We start from the raw sequence: 22,280 nt of genomic DNA on the forward strand, positions 1-22,280 counted from the left end.
CTATTTATTTATGAAAACGAACAAACTAATGAGATTGCTGCTTGCAGTAATGCTTTTTTCGAGCATCACCAGTAACATGGCAGCTAATGAACTAAAAAAAGAGGTGACTCTAAGTGAGTTTCTAAATGAAATCAGTGCAAAGCACGAAGTGTTTTTCACCTATAATCCAAATCTCGTTGCTACTACTAGTCTAAACCCTGCGGAATATGAATTCCCTGTTTTGGATAAGATTATCAACGAATTGGAACGTAAAACTAGTTTTGATTTTGAATATTTAGGTAACAAATATTATGTGGTTTACCATAAGAAGGCTGAACGAGCGAAAGTTTTAAAAGTAAATTCTGCTAATAATGGTATTACCGCCTTAACCCTAAACGAGGTAATTCAAAATAGTATTTCTGGTAAGGTTACAGACGACTCTGGAATGCCTTTAGCAGGAGTAAATATTATTGAAAAAGGAACAACCAATGGTACTACTTCAGATTTTGATGGTAATTATTCAATAGATGTTACCGATGACACAAAATTAGTGTTTAGCTATATTGGTTTCGCTACTCAAGAAGTATCTACTTCTGGCAAGAACGTTATAAATGTTCAGTTATCTGAAGGCATGCAATTAGACGAGTTTATTGTTGTTGGTTCTCGTACAGCACCAAGAAGTAATGCTGACACACCATTACCTGTTGATGTTATTGGTGCTAAAGACCTTACTTCTACAGGTCAGGTTACTTTTGATAAAGCCTTACAATATAGAATTCCTTCATTTAACACGGTTCAAACTCCAGTAAACGATGCGACCTCTTTATTAGATCCGTATGAAATTAGAAACATGGGACCTAGTAGGACGTTAATTTTGATTAACGGAAAACGTAAAAACTTAAGTGCTTTATTATATACTCAAACATCACCAGGACGTGGTGAAACTGGTGCAGATATTTCTGCAATACCAACAGATGCAATTAAAAGAGTTGAAATTCTTAGAGATGGAGCATCTGCCCAATATGGTTCTGATGCCATAGCAGGGGTAATGAACATTATTCTTAAGGATTCGCCGAATGAAGGTTCAGCAACAGTTAGAACTGGTATCACCTCAGAAGGTGATGGCGAAATGTTTGGTGTCGCTTTAAATAATGGATCTTCTATTGGTGAAGACAAAGGTTTTGTTAATTATACCGTAGACCTTTCAAAAGTAAATCAATCTAATAGACCAGGTACGGTGAATGCAGCGGGTGAAGCCGCAGATTTTGGTGCTGATATTGCAGATGTACAAGAGTTTTTATCTAGAAAACCGGATGCAGGAAACATAAATGGATCCCCTGAAACTGCAGCAGCTAAATTTTCTGTTAATTTAGGTTATGATTTAAGTGAAAATACTTCTATGTACGCAAATGCAGCCTATGTATACAAATCGGTAAATAGTTTTGCTAACTACAGAACTCCTTACTGGAGAACAGTAGATGACTTTCCATATTTAGCTGATTTTTTCCCTGGAGAAAACCCTAATACTGCTGGTGGTTACGATGGTTACGTTCCTACCTTTGAAGGTGAGTTAAGTGATTATAATGGTACAGTAGGTTTTAAATCAACGATTAACGATTGGAATATTGATGCTAGTTTTACAACTGGTGGAAACACTCAGACGTACAAAGTAAATCAAACGCATAACAGAAACATTGTTTACACTCCGTCTACCTTTATAGATGCAAATGGTAACGGTTCTGTTGATGATGGTGAAATTTCTGAAGGTTCTGAACTATATAGAGAAAATAGTCAGCAATCATTTGATCCAGGGGGAACTAAGTTTACGCACAATGTAGGTAATATTGATATCTCTAGAATACTTTCTGATAAGGTTAGTATTGGTGTGGGTGCAGAGTTTAGAACAGAAACTTTTGAAGTTATTGAAGGTGAACTAGCTTCTTATGACGGTGGTGGCGCAGATTCATTTGCAGGTGCTTCTCCTCAAAATTCAGGTAAATTCAACCGATATAATATTGGAGGTTACTTTAGTTTAGATTATGATGTATCAGACGCATTCTTATTGAGCGGAACCGTAAGAACAGAAAACTACTCTGATTTTGGTAATGCTTTTGTTTACAAATTTAGTTCACGCTATAAAGTTAGTGACGAATTTACTTTAAGAGGTTCTATTTCTTCAGGCTTTAGAGCTCCTACCCTGCACCAAATTTATACACAAAAAGCTCAATATAGCTTTATACCAGGTCAAGGTATTCAAGTAGGTGGTTTAATTAACAATGTTTCAACGCAAGCGAAATTATTAGGTATTGATCCTTTAGATGCTGAAACCTCTACTAACTTTACCGTTGGTTTTGGCGGTAAAATTGCAAACCAATTCAGCTATACTTTCGATTATTACAATATTGCTGTTAAGGATCGTATTGTATTAGGAACAGAAATTGGTCCAAGTGGCGACCCTACAAATCCGTTAGATATCCTTTTAGCAAATAACAACCTAAGCGATGTAAGTTTCTTTTCGAATGCTATCGACACGAAAACATCTGGTATTGATGTGGTTCTTGCCTATAGAGGTATTTTGCTTGGTCAAGGTAACCTTGATTTAAATTTATCTGGAAACTATACCATTCAAAACGAACGTGATGGTGCCGTTAAGAATACAGCCCTTATAGAGCAAGCTGGGCAGTCTGTAGTTAATGATACTCAAGAAGCTTTGTTTTTTACTTCACGTCCTAAAACAAAATGGATTTTAGGGGCGAACTACGACATCAAAAAGTTCGGTTTTTCATTGAATAATACCTATTTCGGAAAAACAACATTCCAACAACAAGGTTTGGATAACAATTTATTTACAGAGTTTACTCCAAAAATTGTTACAGACTTAGGTGTTAACTTTAGTGCGACAGATAAGTTAACATTAGCATTAAACATCAATAATATATTGAATGTTTTACCTGAATGGAGTTTCCAATCTAAAAATGCAGCAGGTGACGCTATATTGGCCGATGCAGCACAGACACAAAACCAGTCTAACTTAATTACTTTCAACCAACGTTATTCTCAAATGACGTATGATGGTTATCATTTTAGCCAATTAGGTACTATGTTCAACTTATCGTTGAACTATAAGTTCTAATTTAAAATCATTTTAATAGTTAAAAGCTACCTATATTTAGGTAGCTTTTTTTTGTGATATGGGCGAGTTATATAATGAAAACCTAGCACGGGTTTACGATGAAATTTATCAAGGTTTTATTGATTATCGTGCTGAATACGAATTTTATAAGAATTTGTGTCTTGACTATAATTCTAACCGAATATTAGAAATTGCGTGTGGCACAGGTAATTTAGCAAAATCATTTACTTCAGATTTTAGCACGTATGTTGGCTTAGATTTTAGTGAATCGATGCTCAAAATTGCAAAGAAAAAATTTCCTGAAGGATATTTTATCCAAGGCGATATGCGGCATCTAAATTTTGTCAAACACTTTGACACTATACTTATTACAGGCAGATCTACAAGCTATTTACTTGATAATATAGATTTAATACAAACTTTTAAATCTGTACACACTGCACTTGAAGATAAAGGCCTTTTCATTTTTGATTGTATCAATGCCGAGTTATTTATAACATATATTCTAAAGAATAGCAGTGTAGTACATAAATCAACCTATAATAATAAACAATTTGAAAGAGATTCTTATTGGGTTAAAAATAAAAACAATAATTATCATTTAATTGACTGGAAATCTAGCTATTACCAATTAAAAGATATCAAAAGAATGGAATTGGGCGAAGACTCAACTCTATTTAGAGTTTTCACCATAAAAGAAGTTACCGAAGCATTACAGCATTCCGGATTTAAAATTTTAGAAATTATCGATAGAGAAACTTATGCTTTTGATACGAATTTATATGTCTGCCAAAAAATATAGAAATCAAATACTCCTTATTCAGGATGCATAAAGCGTTGCTTAGCTAAAAGCACTTCCTCCGATTCTACATGATCATCATCAGGCACACAACAGTCAACCGGGCATACAGCAGCACATTGCGGCTCTTCATGAAAACCCACGCACTCTGTACATTTATCTGGGGCTATATAGTAAACTTCATCACTAATTGGCACCTGAACTTCATCTGCATTTACTTCTTTACCGCTAGGCAAAACAACTTTACCTGTTAATGATGTGCCATCGCTGTAACGCCATTCATCTGCACCTTCGTAAATTGCTGTATTCGGACATTCTGGCTCACAGGCCCCACAATTGATACATTCATCAGTTATTATAATTGCCATAATTTCTTCTTCATTAAAATGCCCAAAAAAGAACGGGCATGCTTATTTTTGCACAAAGGTAATCCCTACTAATTGAGTATACAAATATAATGACCCATCACAACCTTACTATAGAAGCTTTTGTTAAACTTGGAGATTTTCTAAGATCATTTTGTGAATTTATTACATCAGATAACAATTCCGAACATTTAAATGATGAATGGACTGATTCATTTAAGACTGAAATTGAAATGGCCCAACATTATAATGGGTGGTTCTCAGAAGAGAATTGCATTCATGCATTTCAAGAATGGGGAAATTTATTGACTAGAAAAAATCTCGAAGCTTGGTTAAAAAATTATGAATTAACCAGTAATAAAGAAAAGGTAGTTGCCCTAATTATGGCAGGCAACATTCCACTAGTTGGGTTTCATGATTTATTATGCGTGTTAATTACGGGTAATAAAGCATTGGTAAAACTATCAAGTAATGATCAAAAATTAATTCCCCTAATAATTGATTATCTCAAAAGCATAGAGCCATTTTTTGAAGAAAGGGTGATGTTCACAAAAGAAAAGCTTGAACATTATGACGCTGTTATTGCCACAGGTAGTAATAATACAGCAAGGTATTTTGAATACTATTTTGGCGAAAAACCGCATATTATTAGAAAAAATAGAAATTCTGTTGCAGTGTTGAATGGAAATGAATCGAAAGAAGAGCTAACCGCTTTAGGTGAAGATATTTTTAGATATTTCGGCTTAGGCTGCAGAAGTGTCTCTAAAATATTCATTCCCACCAATTATGACATTGATACTTTTTTCAAGGCAATGTTTCCGTATAACCACATTATAAATCATAATAAATATGCTAACAATTATGATTACAATAAGGCTGTTTATCTCATGAGCGAATTTAAAATATTGGATAATGGCTTTCTTATTTTAAAGGAAGAAAATAGCTACGGCTCCCCTATCGCATCACTTTTCTATGAGTTTTATAACAATTCTGAAGAATTAAAAACAAAATTAAAGCTAGAAGAAGATAAAATTCAATGTATTGTTTCTTCAGGTTTTATAGCTGACGAAATTTCATTTGGACAAACACAAAAACCATCTTTAGGTGATTATGCTGATGGAATTGATACAGTTAATTTCCTTTTAGGAACATCATAGAATTAAATACCTTTCAGTATCGTAAATTCTTCAAAAAATCCTGACATTTGCATCCTTAAATTACAATCAAAATGAAAAAGCATAATTTTAGCGCAGGCCCTTGTATATTACCGAAAGAAGTATTGTTAAAGGCTTCTGAAGCTGTTATTGACTTCAATGGCTCTGGACTTTCACTTATCGAAATTTCACACAGAAGTAAAGATTTTGTAGCTGTAATGGAAAATGCTAGGTCATTAGCCTTAGAATTACTTGATTTAACCGACAAAGGTTATAAAGCCCTTTTTTTACATGGTGGCGCCAGTCTTGAATTTTTAATGGTAGCTTATAATCTTTTAGAAAAAAAGGCAGGTTATTTAAATACAGGTACTTGGAGTGACAAGGCAATTAAAGAAGCTAAATTATTTGGTGAGGTTGTTGAGGTTGGTTCATCTAAAGATGAAGATTTTAATTATATTCCAAAGGGGTATTCAGTACCTACCGGACTTGATTATTTACATATTACGTCGAATAATACCATTTATGGAACTCAATTCAAGAAATTTCCAAAAACTGACGCCCCATTAGTGTGCGACATGAGTTCAGATATATTTTCTAGAAGTTTAGATTTCTCTCAATTCGATTTAATATATGCTGGCGCTCAAAAGAATATGGGGCCTGCAGGCGCAACTTTAGTTGTAATAAAAGAAGATATCTTAGGAAAAGTATCAAGAAAAATTCCTTCGATGTTAGATTATCAAGTACATATCAGCAAAGACAGTATGTTTAATACGCCTCCTGTTTTCCCTGTTTACACTTCAATGTTAACATTAGAATGGCTTAAGAATCTTGGTGGTATTGCTGCAATTGAGGAAATTAATGAAAAGAAAGCCAGATTATTATATTCAGAAATAGATTTAAATCCTGTTTTTGAAGGATATGCCAATATTGAAGATCGTTCACTAATGAACGCGACTTTTAACTTAACTGATGAAAGCTTAAAATCCACTTTTGAAAACATGTTAAAGGAAGCAGGTATTATTGGACTAAACGGTCACCGTTCGGTTGGTGGGTATAGAGCTAGCATGTACAATGCTCTTTCTTTAGAAAGCGTAGGTGCATTGGTAGACGTAATGAGTGAAATGGAAAGAAAAGGATAATTAACAAAAGTGTTATTCAACGTAATAAGCATTTCATTCAATCATTAAACAAGAAGTATACTATGAAGATTTTAGCTAATGATGGTATTTCTATAAATGGCATTGCCAAAATGGAAAAAGCCGGATTTGAGGTATTAACAACTACTGTAGCACAAGAACAATTAGCCAATTATATAAATGAGCATAAAATAGATGCTTTATTAGTTCGTAGCGCAACTAAAGTTAGAAAAGAATTAATTGACGCTTGTTCTACATTAAAACTTATTGGCCGTGGTGGTGTTGGTATGGATAACATAGATGTTGCCTATGCAAAGTCTAAGAATATTCATGTTATCAATACTCCTGCAGCATCATCAGAGTCAGTTGCCGAATTAGTATTCGCTCATCTTTTCGGAGGTGTTCGTTTTTTATATGATGCCAATAGAAATATGCCATTAGAAGGTGACAGTAATTTTAAAGAATTAAAAAAGTCCTATTCAAAAGGTACCGAACTAAGAGGCAAAACTCTTGGTATTTTTGGTTTTGGAAATATAGGTCAAGCTACTGCAAAACTTGCCATAGGTGTAGGTATGAATGTTGTCTATTGTGACCCTGAGGTAGAGAATGCAACTATTGAACTAACATTTTTTGATGGACAAAAAGTAACCTTCGCACTGAAGAGTACTAAAAAGTCTGAATTGATAAAAAATTCTGATTATATTTCATTACACATACCTGATCAGCAAAGCTATGTTATTGGCAAAGAAGAATTATCACAAATGAAAAAAGGCGTGGGCATTGTAAATGCTGCTCGTGGTGGTGTAATCGATGAAGTTGCGTTAGTAGAAGCACTTGAAAATGGTACGGTGTCTTTTGCCGGCCTTGATGTCTATGAGTCAGAACCAAGACCTGAAATGAAAATTCTCATGCATCCTAGCATTTCACTTTCTCCTCATATTGGTGCTGCCACATTAGAGGCACAAGAGAGAATTGGGTCTGAATTGGCCAATCAAATAATAACATTATTAAAATAATTACTTAAAAACTTATTTTAGTAACTCTTTTTGTATTTTTCGGCATAAACATTAAATTAACTATTATAATGGCAGGATTATTAGATTTATTGAATAGCCCAATGGGGCAACAATTAATTAGCGGAGTAGCAGGACAGACAAATCAACCTGAAGATAAAACCGCAAATGTACTTAGTATGGCTATGCCACTAATATTGGGTGCAATGAAAAAAAACGTTTCTACCCCCGAGGGTGCTCAAGGACTAATGAGCGCATTATCAAACAATCATAGTGGAGGAATTTTAGACAACATAGGCGGTCTTTTCGGCGGTGGTGTTGATGACAGTGTAATATCTGATGGCGCTGGCATTTTAGGTCACGTTTTTGGCAACAAACAACCTCAAGTAGAAAATGCATTAAGTCAAAAATCAGGCTTAGATGCTGGTACTGTAGCTCAAATATTGAAAATCGCTGCTCCTATTGTAATGGGGTACCTTGGTAAACAAACAGCTCAGAGCAATGTAAGTGACGGATCTGGCATGAATGCTTTATTAGGAAGCATGTTAGGTGGTCAACCACAAGAAAACCAAAACTTAATCACTACACTATTAGATGCTGATGGCGATGGTAGTATTTTAGATGATGTTGCTGGTATGGTAATGGGATCAAACAAAAAATCAGGTGGTTTAGGAGGCTTATTAGGAGGTCTATTCGGTAAATAAATCGATTTTTACAATTTAACATAAGCCGTTTGCTACCGCAAGCGGCTTTTTTGTATCTTATATTTCATGAAAAAAAGAAAGAATAAATCTGCCCTACTTAATTTCATTATCATCCTTATTTTTGCCATAATCTTAATAAACTGTGGGTCATCAAAGGAATCATTATCAATTTCAAATGCTGAAAAAAAAGCTTTTGAACAAGTTAAAGGTGATACTATAACTATTTCGAGTGACAAAACTGAATATGAAATTATCATCATTGAACCAGGGTTTTATACTTGGCTCAACTCTATAGCCAAACCTGAAGGTTATTATTCTCAAAGTTTTCTCGAAAATCGAAATTATTTAATGGTATTAGAATGGAACCAAAGAGTTTTACAACCTATGCGGTATAACCCGAATTTATATGAGCTTCAGATTGACTATTCGCAAAATATAGATTACGGCTATGAAGTAAATTATAAACTCTATAATTACTTCATCTATTTTCAAAGAAAGTACAATCAACGATTAGGTCCTTTTATACCACGCATATAAAAAGTATATTTACGCGCTTTAATAGTTATTATGCAAAGATTAAAAGAACGCTGGGGTGTTTCCAGCAATTTTCAATTAATAATCATTTTCTTCGTTTTTTCGATAACTGGTTCTTCCTCTGTTTTTGCTGCAAAACCATTTTTAACCTTTATAGGATTACAACAAGCAAATTTTCCTGAAACTTGGTGGGGTGGTACTTTGTATTGGCTTTTAAGAATTCTATTGATTTTTCCAATTTACCAAATTCTACTGGTTATGTATGGTTGGCTATTTGGTCAATTTAAATTCTTTTGGGGCTTTGAAAAAAAGATGCTCAAGAGAATTGGCCTTGGGTTTTTTCTTAGTTAATTTAATACTTCTTTAACAGTTTATACCTACTTGCATTCGTTAGATTTGTAAGTATGAGTTTTGTGAAAGACAAAATAGTATATCCGATAGTTGCCGTAATTTTAATGGCAAGTCTATTGGGGCCTTATTTTGTGAAAATATCACATGCTTTAAACGAACATAAAGAGTTTCACTGCATTTCTAAAGAATTACATGTTCATGCTGTTGAATTCGATTGTGATTTTGAGCACTATCATTTATCTTCTTTTTATTATCCAGAATTCGATTACCCGCAGTTTATTGAATTAGCTCCTATTACTGAAGCTATTATAAACAACTACTACTTTTTAAGTAAGTATCAACAACTTCATTTTGTATTAAGAGGACCTCCTTCTTGTTAATTATTTATTACAAGCTAAAGTCTAAAAATCTTAATACAATTTTATATGAAAAATATTTATATAACAATGCTATTGGCATTGTTCGTACAGTTTACATTTGCCCAAAACACATTAAAAGGTAACATCACAAATAAAGAGGACCAAACTCCTTTAGAACAAGTATCCATATATTTTCCTCAATTAGAAAAAGGTACAGTTACCAATGCTGATGGATTCTTTGAAATTAACAATTTACCGTCTGGAAAGTTTAAAATCGTTATTTCATATATAGGTTTTCAAACCTATTCACAAACTGTTGATCTTTTAGAGCCTACCACCCAATTATCACTTGATCTTATGCCTAGTGCCATTGAAATGGAAGAGGTTATTGTTTCTACTCCCTTTCACAAATTACAACGAGAGAATGTTATGAAAGTAGAAAGGACTAGTATAAAGGATTTAAAATCTGCAGGAGCTGTAAATTTATCTGAAGGTATTACCAATATTCCTGGTGTAGAAAGTGTTTCTACCGGAGTCGGAATAGGAAAACCTGTTATACGTGGCCTAAGCTCTAATAGAGTTTTGACCTACACTCAAGGCATACGCTTAGAAAACCAACAATTTGGTGATGAACACGGATTAGGAATTAGTGATGCAGGTATAGAAAGTGTTGAAGTTATAAAAGGGCCAGCATCTTTGTTATATGGTTCTGATGCCCTTGGTGGTGTACTATATTTAAACCCTGAAAAATTTGCCAACTCCAATGAAGTAGAGGGTGATATAAACTTAAATTATTTCACCAATACCGAAGGCTTAAATGGAAATGGTGGATTCAAAGCGTCTTCTGAAAAATTAAAATTCTTAGTTCGCTTAGGTGGAAGTTCACATGTAGATTATAAAACTGGAAATAATGAACGAGTAACAAATTCTAGATTTAGCGAAAAAGATTTAAAAACCGGATTAGTATATCAACTCACTAATTTTAAAACTGAGTTACGCTACAATTATAATAATTCTGAATTGGGTATACCCGAAGAAATAGGAGATCAATCAACCGAGCGCTCTGCCATAGAACCCTTTCAAGATATTACTAGTCATATCTTAAGTTCGAAATCAAATATCTATTTTAACAATTCTAGCCTTCAAGCTATTATTGGCTTTACTAGAAATGATAGAAAAGAATTTGAAGACCATGAACATGGTGCGGAAGTGATTTTGGAAGAAGAGGAACATGAAGAAGGAGAACCGCCCGCTTTAGACATGAAACTAGAAACTTTTAGTTACAACCTTCAATACAATTTGGCTAAAATAGGAGCTGTTGAGACAATTATCGGATTACAGGGAATGAACCAAAACAACAGTAACTTTGGTGAAGAGATTTTAATACCTGATGCTACAACCAACGATATCGGGCTTTTAGTTACATCACATATTCATTTGAACAAAAGTGATGTACAACTTGGAGTACGCTATGATAAAAGAACTATTGATTCAGATGAAAATGGCCTTGTTGGTGATCAAAACTATATTGAAGCTATAGATAGAAATTTCAATAGTTTTAATATCGCTGCAGGTTATAAGGTAGATGTTTCTGAAAATCTTATAACCCGTTTAAATATCGCCTCAGGATTTAGAGCACCTAACTTGGCCGAGTTAACTTCAAATGGTGCACATGAAGGAACAAATAGATATGAAATTGGAAATGCCGATTTAAATAATGAAAGAAATGTACAAACAGATTTATCATTAGAATTTAAGAATGAGCATTTTGAATTTTATGTAAATGGGTTCTATAATTCCATTTCAGATTATATTTATTTAGAACCAAATGGTACTGCTATAGATGGTAATGCCGTATATCTTTACCAACAACAAGATGCGAATTTGTTTGGTGGCGAAGCTGGTCTACATTATCATCCACACCCATTAGATTGGCTGCATATGGAAAGTAATTTTTCTACCGTAACCGGTCAGTTGAAGAACGATGGTAATTTACCTTTAATACCAGCAAACAATTGGGCTAATACCTTAAGATTTGAATTTAGTAAGATAAATAAAGACTTTGCTAACGGCTATGGTTTTCTGACTTTGAAATCGTATTTCGCCCAAAATAAAGTAAGTAATTTTGAAACTACTACAAATGGGTATTCGCTATTAAATTTAGGATTGGGGGCTACTGTTACAATTTCCAATCAACCAATTGATTTTAAATTAAGTGCCAATAATGTTTTAGACAAAGAATATATTTCACACTTGTCGAGACTAAAGAGTGATGGCATTTCAAATATTGGAAGAAATATTAATCTTGGAGTTAGCATACCTCTATAATAGTAAGGTATGATGTTAACAGCCCCATATATTTTAAAAAATATATGGGGCTGTTTTTAATATATAAATCAATTACCCTCTAATGGATACCAGTCAATATCAGTCAACGGAGGCCTTCTTCCTTTTTCTAACACAGGATAATTTTTCGTCAAATAATCTACAATCACTTTTTGGTTTTCACCTAATGGCCATAATCCCTGAGTTTTCTGCATCCATCGTATGGTTGCATCCCATTGCTCCTCTCCCATTCTATTTTGAATAATCAGCTTAGATGAATGACACGTAGTACAATTCGTTATCACTGTTTGTAATCCGTCAGCTTCAACCAAACCAGTTCGAATATGAATACCATTTTCAATTAATTCTGAATCTTCTTCGCCTAGTTCAACTTCAGATTGTCTTGGTCCAAAGAAAACAATAGCTAAAGCCCCAAATATGATGAAGCTTGTGAAAATCAATAACACGACCTTAAATATGGGCTTAAAAACGATACCATCGTTATTTTCCTTCTCTTGCATTACACGACTTTTATAGCAATTCTATGACAGGCATTATTCAAATAACCTTTAGGATTCCACCCTGGTAAAACCATTGGTTGCTTATTACCGTTAGAATCAGTGGCTCTAGCCCAAATCTCATAATAGCCTTTTTTTGGGAAAGATACTGTTGCATTAAAATGTTGCCAAGCCAATCTATTCTTAGCCTTTTCTATTGCGGCAGATTTCCAAGAAGTTCCATAATCAATAGAGTACTCCATCATTTTTATCTCTAATTCACCCGCCCATGCGTGCCCGTTTATTTTCACTGTTTTTCCTTCATTAATTATTGCTCCCGATTTTGGATATGTAATTAATGATTTTACAGGCATAGATTCAATGATACACATATCTTCATCTGCAACAGTTTCCCCAGGCGCTACAGTTTCACAAGGTACGCGGTAAGAACTTCCTTGCATTTTTTCACCATCATGCACCTTATTTCTAATACTAATAGTGTGTAACCATTTACCCGAAGTTGAAGCTGGCCAACCGCCACAAACTAATCGTAATGGAAAACCGTGCACTAAGGGTATAGCTTCACCATTCATAGAGAAGGCCAGTAATGTTTCATCTTGTAATCCCTTAGAAATAGGTACTCCTCTTGAAATAGGTTCTTTAGTAGGATTTCTACTCAAATGCATATCTGCAGCGTGATATCCAATGTAAACTGCATCATCCTTAAATCCAGCATCAGCTAAAACATCCTTAAGTCGAACCCCTGTCCATTCAGCACTTGAGACTGCACCAATGGTCCATTGATTACCTTTCGCTGGCGGATTGAATTCACTTCTTCCGTTACCACCGCATTCTAAGGTAAGCTGGTAGGTATACTGTTTAAACTTGGTTTTTAAATCAGAAAGCGAATAGGTTTTTGGTGAAACTACCGACTCACCTTCAATATTAAGTTTCCAATTCTTCTCATCAATGTTTTCGGGTAGTAGTCCATTATTACGAATGAACATGAATTTATTTGGGGTAACACGATCATTTAATAGATGTGCTTGTGCCTCCATATTCCAAGGTTTATCGTTTAAAACGACCATTGCTTCATCTTTTTTAAATAAGGCAAATGGGTCTATTTCCTGTAGTGCTACCGGAGTATACCCCTTGGGCATCAACTCTTTATAAACAATATCAACGCCAAGTAAAGTGGCTAGTGTACTTAAACCAGATTTTGTAACAAAACTTCTTCTCTTCAAAACGTACTAGATTTGAGATAAAGTTAAGTTATTTGGTAAGAAAATCTGGGTTATTTAAACTTCAATGGTCTGCTCTTTTTTGGCCACTTTAAAAACATAGGTATATAACCACATTAAGGTAAAAGACGGTATAATGTCAAAACCTGGAATGATTTCTTCTACGAACGTAAATATACCAGCAGCCTTCCCTACTTTGCCTTTATACATTCTGGTCATTAGCCAACCAGAAAGTGGTGCCCAAACAATGTCTGAAAATTCACCTACAAATGGTATAACAAATGATAACATACCTATCCCATCAAAAAGCAACCCCATTAAAAGTTGCTTATATTTTTTATTCATTAAAATTGACATACTTAAAAATTAGTAATTCTTTAATTGGAATACAACAAAGATGCCAAAATTTTAAAATAAATAATTACTAAATATGGTCTGTTTTAAGAAAGTTTGGAACTAATTAATTTAAGAAATTCATTTCTTGTCTCAATTTTCTCGAACTGACCCCTAAAACCAGAAGTAGTAGTTACGGAGTTTTGTTTTTGAACCCCACGCATCATCATACACATGTGCGAAGCTTCAATGACAACTGCAACACCCTTGGGTTTTAATGTATTATTAATACATTCTAAAATATCATGGGTTAATCGTTCTTGCACCTGTAGTCTTCTTGCAAAAACATCAACCACACGTGGTATTTTACTAAGACCAACGATATGACCATTAGGAATGTAAGCAATATGTGCTTTACCGAAAAAAGGAAGCATGTGATGTTCGCATAAAGAATAAAGTTCAATGTCCTTTATAATAACCATCTCATCATAAGACTCTTTGAACATTGCCCCTTTTAATATCTCAACGGCGTCTTGTTGGTACCCTTGGGTTAAAAAAAGCATTGCTTTGGCTGCTCGTTCTGGTGTTTTCACTAATCCCTCTCTACCAACATCTTCGCCAATCTCAGCAATAATTGAAGAATATCTACTTTTAACTTCATCGGTAATCTCAAGATTGTATTCTTCTAAATTTCTATACGGGGACATACTCTTTATTTTATGTTTAATATATTCATAATTATCTTCAACAAAATTAATGTTTTCTTTTATCAACAACATTAAAATTATCATAAATACGAAAAGCAAAACTACTTAATTTGAATTTTACATGCATTTTAAAATTCCATCTATAAAGTAAAACCTGAATACTATTTTTACCATGCTCCTTTTTCATTAATTTTGAAGATATCAATAAATTAAAATAACACAATCCATTTCAAATGATAAAAGCTTCTAACATTCATAAGTATTACGGCAAGTTAGAAGTATTAAAGGGCGTAGACCTTCATATTAAAAAGGGAGAAATCGTTTCTATTGTTGGGGCTTCTGGAGCAGGCAAAACTACTTTATTACAAATTCTTGGCACCTTGGATGTTCAATCAAATAAAAGTGATAGTACATTATTAATTAATAATATTGAAACCACTAACCTTAGTGATAAAGATTTAGCCAAGTTTAGAAATGAACACATTGGTTTTATATTTCAATTTCATCAATTACTTCCAGAATTTACAGCAATAGAAAATGTTTGCTTACCTGCATTCATTAAAAAAACACCTAAATCTGACGCTGAAAAAAAAGCTAAAGAACTTTTAGATTTTTTGGGGTTATCTCACCGATATAATCATAAGCCCTCAGAATTATCAGGAGGAGAACAACAACGTGTAGCTGTTGCTCGTGCATTAATAAACAACCCTTCTATAATTTTTGCAGATGAACCAAGCGGTAATCTAGATTCTGAAAGTGCAGATAATCTTCATAAATTATTTTTTGATTTAAGAGAAAAATTCGGACAGACTTTTGTTATTGTTACCCATAATGAAGAACTAGCTGAAATGGCAGATCGTAAATTAACCATGGTAGATGGCAAAATTGTAGATAAAGCAATAATAGAAGCATAACGAAAATTGTATGCTTGAAGAACTTATAGCATTCGCTAAGAAACCTATTTATGAGCAAGATGTGAATTCCAATGCCTCAGATAAATTGAGGTTATTTACTAAACTATTAGTTTTGGCACTTGGCTCAAGTATTCTTTTGCTAATTATAGCGAGTGTAATTCAAAACATATTTAATATTGAGGTAGGTAAGCATGCCATTGATGATTTATTCGATAATAATTCAGAAATTAAAATCTTTGTCTTAGTTGTTATACTTGCTCCTTTTCTTGAAGAATTAATTTTTAGAGGTCCTTTACTATTCTTTAAAAATTCTGAGTATTTTCCTATTGTTTTATACATATTTACAATTGCCTTTGGTCTGGTACATATTAGCAATTTTGAATTGACCACTCAGGTATTATTACTTTCTCCTTTACTGGTTGCGCCACAGATTAGTGTAGGTTTCATACTAGGATATATTCGTGTGAAATTTGGATTAATTTGGTCAATGGCACTTCATGCCTGTTACAACATGGCACTAATAATCCCTTTATTACTGGTAAAGCTATTAGATATTCCAATAGAATGACAAAACTTGAATTAAAAGTATTTCTAGATGAAAAGGTTATTCAATACAATAACCCTCAATTTTTAGAGACAGACCCCATTCAAATACCACACCTATTTATTAAAAAAGAGGATATAGAAATTAGTGCCTTTTTAACTGCCACTATAGCTTGGGGAAATAGAAAAAGTATCATCAATAATGCTCACAAATTAATGGAATTAATGGGGCATAGTCCTCATGAATTTATTATAAATTATACCGATGATGATTTAGATAACTTGGAAAATTTTGTTCACAGAACTTTCAATGGCATAGACTTAAAATATTTTATTCAAAGCCTGAATAACATTTACACTCAACATGATGGACTTGAAGGTATTTTTACAAAATTTCAAGGTAAAGCCACCTTACAGCCCACTATATCTAAGTTTAAAGAATTGTTTTTTGAATTACCTTTTGAACAGCGAACTACCAAACATGTTTCTGACCCTTTAAAAGGTTCTGCCGCAAAAAGAATAAATATGTTTTTACGTTGGATGGTAAGAGATGCCAAGACCAATGTAGATTTTGGCCTATGGAAAAATATTGTTCCTTCAAAATTATCATGCCCATTAGATGTACATTCAGGAAATGTAGCCCGAAAATTAGGCCTTTTAAAACGAAAGCAAAATGATGCCAAAGCATTAGCCGAACTGGATAAAAACTTAAGAAAACTGGACCCAATGGATCCAGTTAAATATGATTTTGCATTATTTGGTCTTGGTGTATTCGAAAAATTTTAATCAATTAACCCAGTCGGTACGTCCGTTAGGGTTTTCATAAAGGCAATTAACGCATTCTCTTCATTCAAAGAAAGTTCTAGCTTATCAAACGGTAATGTTTGATGTGGTAAATCAAAACCTAAACCTGCCCCACCCCCTAGATTATAAAAATTCACAACCTCTTCAAGAGTTTTATAAATTCCATTATGCATATATGGCGCAGTAACTGCTACATTACGAACTGTCGGAGTTTTAAACATCCCTTTTTGCAAATCTTTTTTAGATATTTGAAAAAAGCCTTCGTCATCATCCAACTTTAGATTTTTGTTATTTGCTGGTACGCCAATCACCTCCTTCTCATGTTCCGCAAAAAATGGCGGTACAGTACCGTTAGTTAAGGGCATAAAATGACATGTAGCACAAAGAGCTTTTCCCATAAATAAATTAAATCCTAATTCTTCTTGCTCTGTATACGAATCTACTTCTCCCCTAATATTCTTATCAAATTTTGAATCGAAACCATTTAGTGTGGCTATATATGAAGAAATTGCTTTTATAATTTCAGTATTCTTTGCAGAAACACCTCCATAAGCTTCATTAAATAATTGATTGTAGGTTGAATCAATTAGAATATCTGAAGAAAATTGATGTACAGAGCTATTAAATTCTTTATCATTATTAAATACAGAAGATATTTGAGAAATTAAATCTGGTGATCTACCATCCCAAAATTGACTCTTTTGAAAGGTCGCATTAATCAATGTAGGTGTGTTTCGTTCCAAATGATTTCCCTCGTTATCTATATTTAATGACAAACCATCTGCCCAGCCTTTATTTGGGTTATGACATGTAACACAAGCCATAGTGCCATTCTTTGATAAATTTTTATCAAAAAACAATTTCTTACCTAAGGTAATTTGTTTTTCGGATGGATTTCTATTGTTTGCTGGTACAAAGTAGTTGGTGTTAAACGAATTCGATTCAAAGAAGGTAGGAGCATCAAAATTAAAAGGATAATTATCTACCGGCTTCCATAAATCGGATGCTTTTCTAATAGCTACCCAATTACGCGTTATCGGGTTTAAATAATCCTTAATGAAAACAAAGCGATTAAACGTTTCAAAGTTTGGCTGCTCTCCAATAAAATCGACGGCCAATTTAATATGTTGCCTAAACTCCTTATCCAATTGAGGGTTTGCTACGGTAATCAATTTTTTAATACTCATATCATACACCTCCAATAAACTAAACAGAGACGTTTTAGTTTCTACTAATCCGAGTTCACTAACAGGAGTATCAAAACCAGATATACCTAAACTTAGTATTCGCATTAGTTGTTGGTGAGTAGCAATAAAAAATCGTTGCGGAGTAATAGGGCGCTGTGGTATGTATTCTCTTAAAACGACTAACAAACCTTTTGTTAATTCTAGTTCGCGCGCATAGGCTTCTTCACTTTCAATACCATCATAAATACTTTCCTCAATTTTTTGAAAACCAATTGGGGCCAATATTTTTTGAGTGTCTTCTGTCAAAATTGGTAATGCCGGGCCGTTAGCTCTATGGCCTACCTCTGGCTTTAAATAGGAAGCATATGGTTCTGCTTTTTTAAACGCTTTTCTCGCAAGTTTAAAGTACGTTTTTGCTTTCGGGTCATGTACATCAACCATAGCTAAAGAATCTAAATACTTCACAGCCAAAGCCATATTACTACCGTAATATGCTTGTGCCTCGGTAAAAATATCTACTTTTTTTTCTGCTGATTTTTCTTTTGTTTTGGGTTTACAACAAAACATGATCAATCCACCTAGAACTATATAAATTACCTTTTTTATCATGCTAATTATTTAAAATATAGAAAAGGACCTTCAACCATTTATGAAGGTCCTTTCAAAAAATTGATAGCTAAACTATCTCGGTAAGCCTTTTAAAATAACGATTTGCCCACCTTGATTATCTTCGTAATCTGTATTGACATGACCATCGCGCCCTTTAAAAGAATCGTTTTTCCAGTAGTGAGGTTGAAGGTTTAATATGAAGGTACCTGGTACACCAACCTTATCAGAAATATCTATAAGTGCGCCAAATTCACCACCATCGCCGTCGCCAACATTTAATGAACCATCTGTAGTAAGGTCTGATCTTAAAACTAATTCTAAAACAGGACGAATACTGTTACCATTTAAATCGGATTGATAGATATATGCAGCATGACCTCTATCAAATGAATTAGGATCTTCTTGAAAATAAACAAAGTTTTCAGTAACACAGATATTATCTGGACTCTGAAGCATGCTAAGATTACCATCTGCATTGTTTGTATCGGTATTTCCGCTCACAATTTGAGTTAACTTTCCAGATAAAGGTGCATCGGCATCCAATTCTAATTTATAAACTGTACCCCAATCATTATATGTGCCAGCGCCTGGTCCTCTACCAGTTACCGCAAAAAATACATTTCTTCCCATTTCATCAGTACCTTTCTGGTAATCAACATCTTCAACTCTCATAAAGGCAGAAGCAAAAACATTTACAGATGCATCTTCCATTTCATTTTTAGTCATATCAGCACCATCTACAATTTCAACAAATTCAACATCATAAGAAGTTTGAAAATCTAAGTTCGATTCATTGTAAATAGTTGAAGCGGTAACATTCATAACACCTCCAAGTCCGTCAGAAATTTGTTTGAAACGCAGAACATATATTTTACCACCAGTTAAATCAGCATCACCGGTTTCAGAATAATATAAAGAAACTTGACCTTCAGAACCACTTGAGTCATCATCACCACCTATAATTACGGTTTTACCTGGGTATGCATTTTTTGGTAATGGAACTGCATTTTCCCAAGAGAATTCACCTAAGGCATCTAAACCAAAATCAGCAGTCGGTGTCGGAGTAACAATGTATGGGTCAATCGCCTTTACATCATAATTAATACTTTCTGAAGCAGACAGAAATATGTCAGAAGCACCGCCATGAATTTCAGCCTCCCACATGGTTGCTGAACATTGACGTGCAAAATCTGCAACACCAGAATTCAACAACCAATCACCACTTATCGGATTTAAATTAGCATCCAGTTTTATTCTTGAAACTGCATAAGCATCTTCAGAGTTAACTACATAAATATATCCATCACTTTCTGGGTCTTTTAAAAAGCCTGCCCCATCTTGAGCTCCAACCAATTTAAAGTCATTGCTAAGAGTATCCGAAGAACTTATTAATGAATATGCTTCAACATAATTAAACTGAGGCATCATAGCGACTAATGGTGCCAAATTAGACTTGTTCTCGAACATTATTTCTGAAGCGATTAAATCTTCTCCGTCCTCACCATTTACTCCGTCTGCACCATTTGAGCCATCAACGCCATCAATACCGTCGCGACCATCAATACCATCTTCAGGATCACAACCAATAATAGCAACGCCTATACAGGTAAGCAAAAGGGTTTTAAAAAGTAAGTTTTTTGATTTTTTCATTTTCAATTTAGTTTTAAGGTTATGTATTCGGCAAAACTAGATTGAGTTGTTTGTTTTAAAGTTCAATTAAAATTAGCATTGCTTTACGCTTAGCTTAACTAAATGTTAAGATGTAAATTTTAGGAACCTATAAAATCATTTAATCTTAAAGAAATTGTAATGCAATAAACAATGTGTCTTTACTACTTAAAAATCAATTAGTTAAAATACCATCCTAAGGGCAGTAATTACAAAAACTGGTTTTAAACTATTCTATTCTAAACAAAACATGTGTCAATAGTTTTATATCGAATCGGCATATTTTCACTTAATAACTTTAATTATAATCGTATGCATTGGCGATATATAATAGAATTTCTATGTTTTTTAATTAGCATAAATTCATTCTGTCACTAAAGGAAATAATTCTTTTAATATTCTTATTTTCGTTTAAAAACAGAACCTTAGAAAACCATGAAAAAAATTTTACAATTATCTATTTGTTTGATAACTACCATCGGCTTGGCACAGTCTAGGACATTGCCAATTGACACCGTTATTACTACACAGCATAATGCTACTATTAATGGCGCAACTTTTTCTTATACAGCACAAACAGGAACTCAACCTGTGTGGGATGAAAATGCAAAACCTATTGCTTCATTACATTACACCTATTACACAAGAAATAACATTAAAGATCGCGCTGCTAGACCACTATTAATTTCTTTTAATGGCGGACCAGGTTCTGGGTCTGTTTGGATGCACCTTGCATACACAGGTCCAAGAATATTAAAAATCGATGATGAAGGCTATCCAGTTCAGCCATACGGAGTTAATGAAAATCCGTTTTCAGTTCTTGATATTGCGGATATTGTCTATGTGAATCCTGCAAATACTGGTTATTCTAGAACAATTCCTGAATCTGGGGATGAAGTAGATCGTAAAAAATTCTTCGGTATCAACGCGGATATTACTTATTTGGCAGAATGGCTGAATACATTTGTAACCCGTAACAACCGATGGAGTTCGCCCAAATATTTAATTGGCGAAAGTTATGGTGGCCCAAGGGTTATGGGTCTTTCATTAGAACTGCAGAATAAGCAATGGATGTACCTAAACGGTGTAATTCTAGTATCTCCTGCCGATTATAAAATTTTACGAAACGAAGGCCCAGTAGCAGAAGCTATAAATCTTCCCTATTTTACGGCTGCGGCTTGGCATCACAAAGCATTACCAGCTGAATTACAAGGGAAAGACCTTTTGGATATTCTCCCAGAATCCGAAGATTATACAATTAATACCTTAATTCCCGCATTGGCAAAAGGAGGATTTATATCTGATCAAGAAAAAACAACCATTGCTAAAAAGATGTCTTATTACTCCGGCTTGGAAACGAAAGATATAATAGACCAAAACCTATCTGTACCTACCTCCTTTTTCTGGAAGAATTTATTAAAGGAAAAAGGCGGTTATACCGTTGGAAGATTGGATTCAAGATATTTAGGCATGGATAAGCAGCTTTTGGGCATGCGACCTGATTACAATTCTGAGTTGACCTCTTGGCTGCATAGTTTTACCCCAGCAATAAACTATTACTTGCAAGAAGAACTGAAATTTAAGACCGATGTAAAATATAATATGTTCGGTCCTGTGCATCCTTGGGACAACTCTGACGAGAATACTCGTGAAAGCCTAAGACAGGCCATGGCACAAAATCCATATTTAAACGTAATGGTACAATCAGGTTACTATGATGGCGCAACGACTTATTTTAACGCTAAATACCTAATGTGGCAAGTAGATCCAAGCGGAAGAATGAAAGATAGGTTTAGCTTTAAAGGTTATCGTTCTGGTCACATGATGTATTTAAGAAGAGAAGATCTTAAAACTGCAAATGATGATATACGTGATTTTATCGAAAAAACTATGACAAATGGTAAGAGTGCAAAATACTAACGTAT

General features: G+C 34.0%; 21 protein-coding genes. 14 read left to right on the forward strand and 7 right to left on the reverse strand.

Going from position 1 to position 22,280, the window contains the following annotated elements; translation table 11 throughout:
- The first annotated feature begins 10 nt into the window (after nucleotides 1-10).
- Together BMY56_RS14550 and BMY56_RS14555 are read left to right on the forward strand one after the other, a co-directional pair.
- Nucleotides 11-3,112, forward strand: coding sequence for a TonB-dependent receptor (locus tag BMY56_RS14550; protein WP_262493795.1), 3,102 nt, complete (start codon nucleotides 11-13; stop codon nucleotides 3,110-3,112).
- 58 nt (nucleotides 3,113-3,170) lie between these two features.
- A complete protein-coding gene (locus BMY56_RS14555) occupies nucleotides 3,171-3,914 on the forward strand; it encodes a class I SAM-dependent DNA methyltransferase (protein ID WP_091625787.1) in 744 nt (247 codons plus the stop codon).
- A 14-nt stretch (nucleotides 3,915-3,928) separates the two neighbouring features.
- On the opposite strand, the gene BMY56_RS14560 is transcribed toward BMY56_RS14555, so the two are convergent.
- The gene (locus BMY56_RS14560; RefSeq protein WP_091625790.1) at nucleotides 3,929-4,279 is read right to left on the reverse strand and encodes a 4Fe-4S dicluster domain-containing protein; all 351 of its coding nucleotides are present in this window, start codon (nucleotides 4,277-4,279) and stop codon (nucleotides 3,929-3,931) included.
- A gap of 89 nt (nucleotides 4,280-4,368) precedes the next feature.
- Here BMY56_RS14560 and BMY56_RS14565 point away from each other — a divergent pair, with 89 nt between their 5' ends.
- The 8 genes from BMY56_RS14565 (at nucleotide 4,369) to BMY56_RS14600 (ending at nucleotide 11,855) form a co-directional block, all read left to right on the forward strand.
- Nucleotides 4,369-5,433 carry an acyl-CoA reductase gene (locus tag BMY56_RS14565; RefSeq protein ID WP_091625792.1) on the forward strand — a complete coding sequence of 355 codons (1,065 nt, stop codon included), beginning with the start codon at nucleotides 4,369-4,371 and terminating at the stop codon, nucleotides 5,431-5,433.
- 71 nt (nucleotides 5,434-5,504) lie between these two features.
- Complete coding sequence (gene serC, locus BMY56_RS14570; protein ID WP_091625795.1) at nucleotides 5,505-6,569, forward strand: 3-phosphoserine/phosphohydroxythreonine transaminase; 1,065 nt, start codon at nucleotides 5,505-5,507, stop codon at nucleotides 6,567-6,569.
- A 62-nt stretch (nucleotides 6,570-6,631) separates the two neighbouring features.
- Nucleotides 6,632-7,582, forward strand: coding sequence for a D-2-hydroxyacid dehydrogenase (locus BMY56_RS14575; RefSeq protein WP_091625798.1), 951 nt, complete (start codon nucleotides 6,632-6,634; stop codon nucleotides 7,580-7,582).
- Between the two features lie 68 nt (nucleotides 7,583-7,650).
- Nucleotides 7,651-8,283 (forward strand): DUF937 domain-containing protein, encoded by a 633-nt coding sequence (locus tag BMY56_RS14580; RefSeq protein ID WP_091625801.1) that lies wholly within the window; start codon nucleotides 7,651-7,653, stop codon nucleotides 8,281-8,283.
- Between the two features lie 66 nt (nucleotides 8,284-8,349).
- Nucleotides 8,350-8,820, forward strand: coding sequence for a DUF6146 family protein (locus BMY56_RS14585; RefSeq protein ID WP_091625803.1), 471 nt, complete (start codon nucleotides 8,350-8,352; stop codon nucleotides 8,818-8,820).
- A gap of 30 nt (nucleotides 8,821-8,850) precedes the next feature.
- Complete coding sequence (locus tag BMY56_RS14590) at nucleotides 8,851-9,168, forward strand: DUF6787 family protein (RefSeq protein ID WP_091625806.1); 318 nt, start codon at nucleotides 8,851-8,853, stop codon at nucleotides 9,166-9,168.
- A gap of 53 nt (nucleotides 9,169-9,221) precedes the next feature.
- Nucleotides 9,222-9,548, forward strand: a complete 327-nt coding sequence (locus BMY56_RS14595) for a hypothetical protein (protein ID WP_091625809.1) — start codon at nucleotides 9,222-9,224, stop codon at nucleotides 9,546-9,548.
- Nucleotides 9,549-9,593: 45 nt separating this feature from the next.
- Nucleotides 9,594-11,855 (forward strand): TonB-dependent receptor, encoded by a 2,262-nt coding sequence (locus BMY56_RS14600; RefSeq protein WP_091625812.1) that lies wholly within the window; start codon nucleotides 9,594-9,596, stop codon nucleotides 11,853-11,855.
- 68 nt (nucleotides 11,856-11,923) lie between these two features.
- On the opposite strand, the gene BMY56_RS14605 is transcribed toward BMY56_RS14600, so the two are convergent.
- From BMY56_RS14605 to folE, 4 genes are all read right to left on the reverse strand, one after another.
- Nucleotides 11,924-12,373 (reverse strand): hypothetical protein, encoded by a 450-nt coding sequence (locus BMY56_RS14605; protein ID WP_091625815.1) that lies wholly within the window; start codon nucleotides 12,371-12,373, stop codon nucleotides 11,924-11,926.
- Entirely contained in the window at nucleotides 12,373-13,593 is a 1,221-nt protein-coding gene (locus BMY56_RS14610; protein WP_091625817.1) for a sulfite oxidase, read from the reverse strand. The genes BMY56_RS14605 and BMY56_RS14610 overlap by 1 nt, the downstream gene beginning before the upstream one ends.
- 54 nt (nucleotides 13,594-13,647) lie before the next feature.
- A complete protein-coding gene (locus tag BMY56_RS14615) occupies nucleotides 13,648-13,935 on the reverse strand; it encodes a hypothetical protein (protein WP_245737236.1) in 288 nt (95 codons plus the stop codon).
- Between the two features lie 95 nt (nucleotides 13,936-14,030).
- Nucleotides 14,031-14,630, reverse strand: coding sequence for a GTP cyclohydrolase I FolE (folE, locus tag BMY56_RS14620; RefSeq protein ID WP_091625976.1), 600 nt, complete (start codon nucleotides 14,628-14,630; stop codon nucleotides 14,031-14,033).
- A gap of 233 nt (nucleotides 14,631-14,863) precedes the next feature.
- Between folE and BMY56_RS14625 the strand changes: the two genes are divergently transcribed.
- Genes BMY56_RS14625 through BMY56_RS14635 form a run of 3 tightly spaced genes read left to right on the forward strand, consistent with a single transcriptional unit; the run spans nucleotide 14,864 to nucleotide 16,873 of the window.
- Nucleotides 14,864-15,544 carry an ABC transporter ATP-binding protein gene (locus BMY56_RS14625; protein ID WP_091625822.1) on the forward strand — a complete coding sequence of 227 codons (681 nt, stop codon included), beginning with the start codon at nucleotides 14,864-14,866 and terminating at the stop codon, nucleotides 15,542-15,544.
- A 10-nt stretch (nucleotides 15,545-15,554) separates the two neighbouring features.
- A complete protein-coding gene (locus BMY56_RS14630) occupies nucleotides 15,555-16,112 on the forward strand; it encodes a CPBP family intramembrane glutamic endopeptidase (protein WP_091625825.1) in 558 nt (185 codons plus the stop codon).
- The gene (locus tag BMY56_RS14635) at nucleotides 16,109-16,873 is read left to right on the forward strand and encodes a TIGR02757 family protein (RefSeq protein ID WP_091625829.1); all 765 of its coding nucleotides are present in this window, start codon (nucleotides 16,109-16,111) and stop codon (nucleotides 16,871-16,873) included. Before BMY56_RS14630 ends, BMY56_RS14635 begins: the two co-directional genes overlap by 4 nt.
- Here BMY56_RS14635 and BMY56_RS14640 read toward each other — a convergent pair.
- Nucleotides 16,870-18,687 carry a cytochrome-c peroxidase gene (locus BMY56_RS14640; RefSeq protein WP_091625832.1) on the reverse strand — a complete coding sequence of 606 codons (1,818 nt, stop codon included), beginning with the start codon at nucleotides 18,685-18,687 and terminating at the stop codon, nucleotides 16,870-16,872. The genes BMY56_RS14635 and BMY56_RS14640 overlap by 4 nt on opposite strands.
- A 72-nt stretch (nucleotides 18,688-18,759) precedes the next feature.
- A complete protein-coding gene (locus tag BMY56_RS14645; protein WP_091625835.1) occupies nucleotides 18,760-20,337 on the reverse strand; it encodes a PhoX family protein in 1,578 nt (525 codons plus the stop codon).
- Between the two features lie 453 nt (nucleotides 20,338-20,790).
- Here BMY56_RS14645 and BMY56_RS14650 point away from each other — a divergent pair, with 453 nt between their 5' ends.
- A complete protein-coding gene (locus BMY56_RS14650) occupies nucleotides 20,791-22,275 on the forward strand; it encodes a S10 family peptidase (RefSeq protein WP_091625838.1) in 1,485 nt (494 codons plus the stop codon).
- Nucleotides 22,276-22,280: the final 5 nt, after the last annotated feature.

The sequence above is a fragment of the Maribacter orientalis genome, from assembly GCF_900109345.1.
GTDB classification, from domain to species: domain Bacteria; phylum Bacteroidota; class Bacteroidia; order Flavobacteriales; family Flavobacteriaceae; genus Maribacter; species Maribacter orientalis.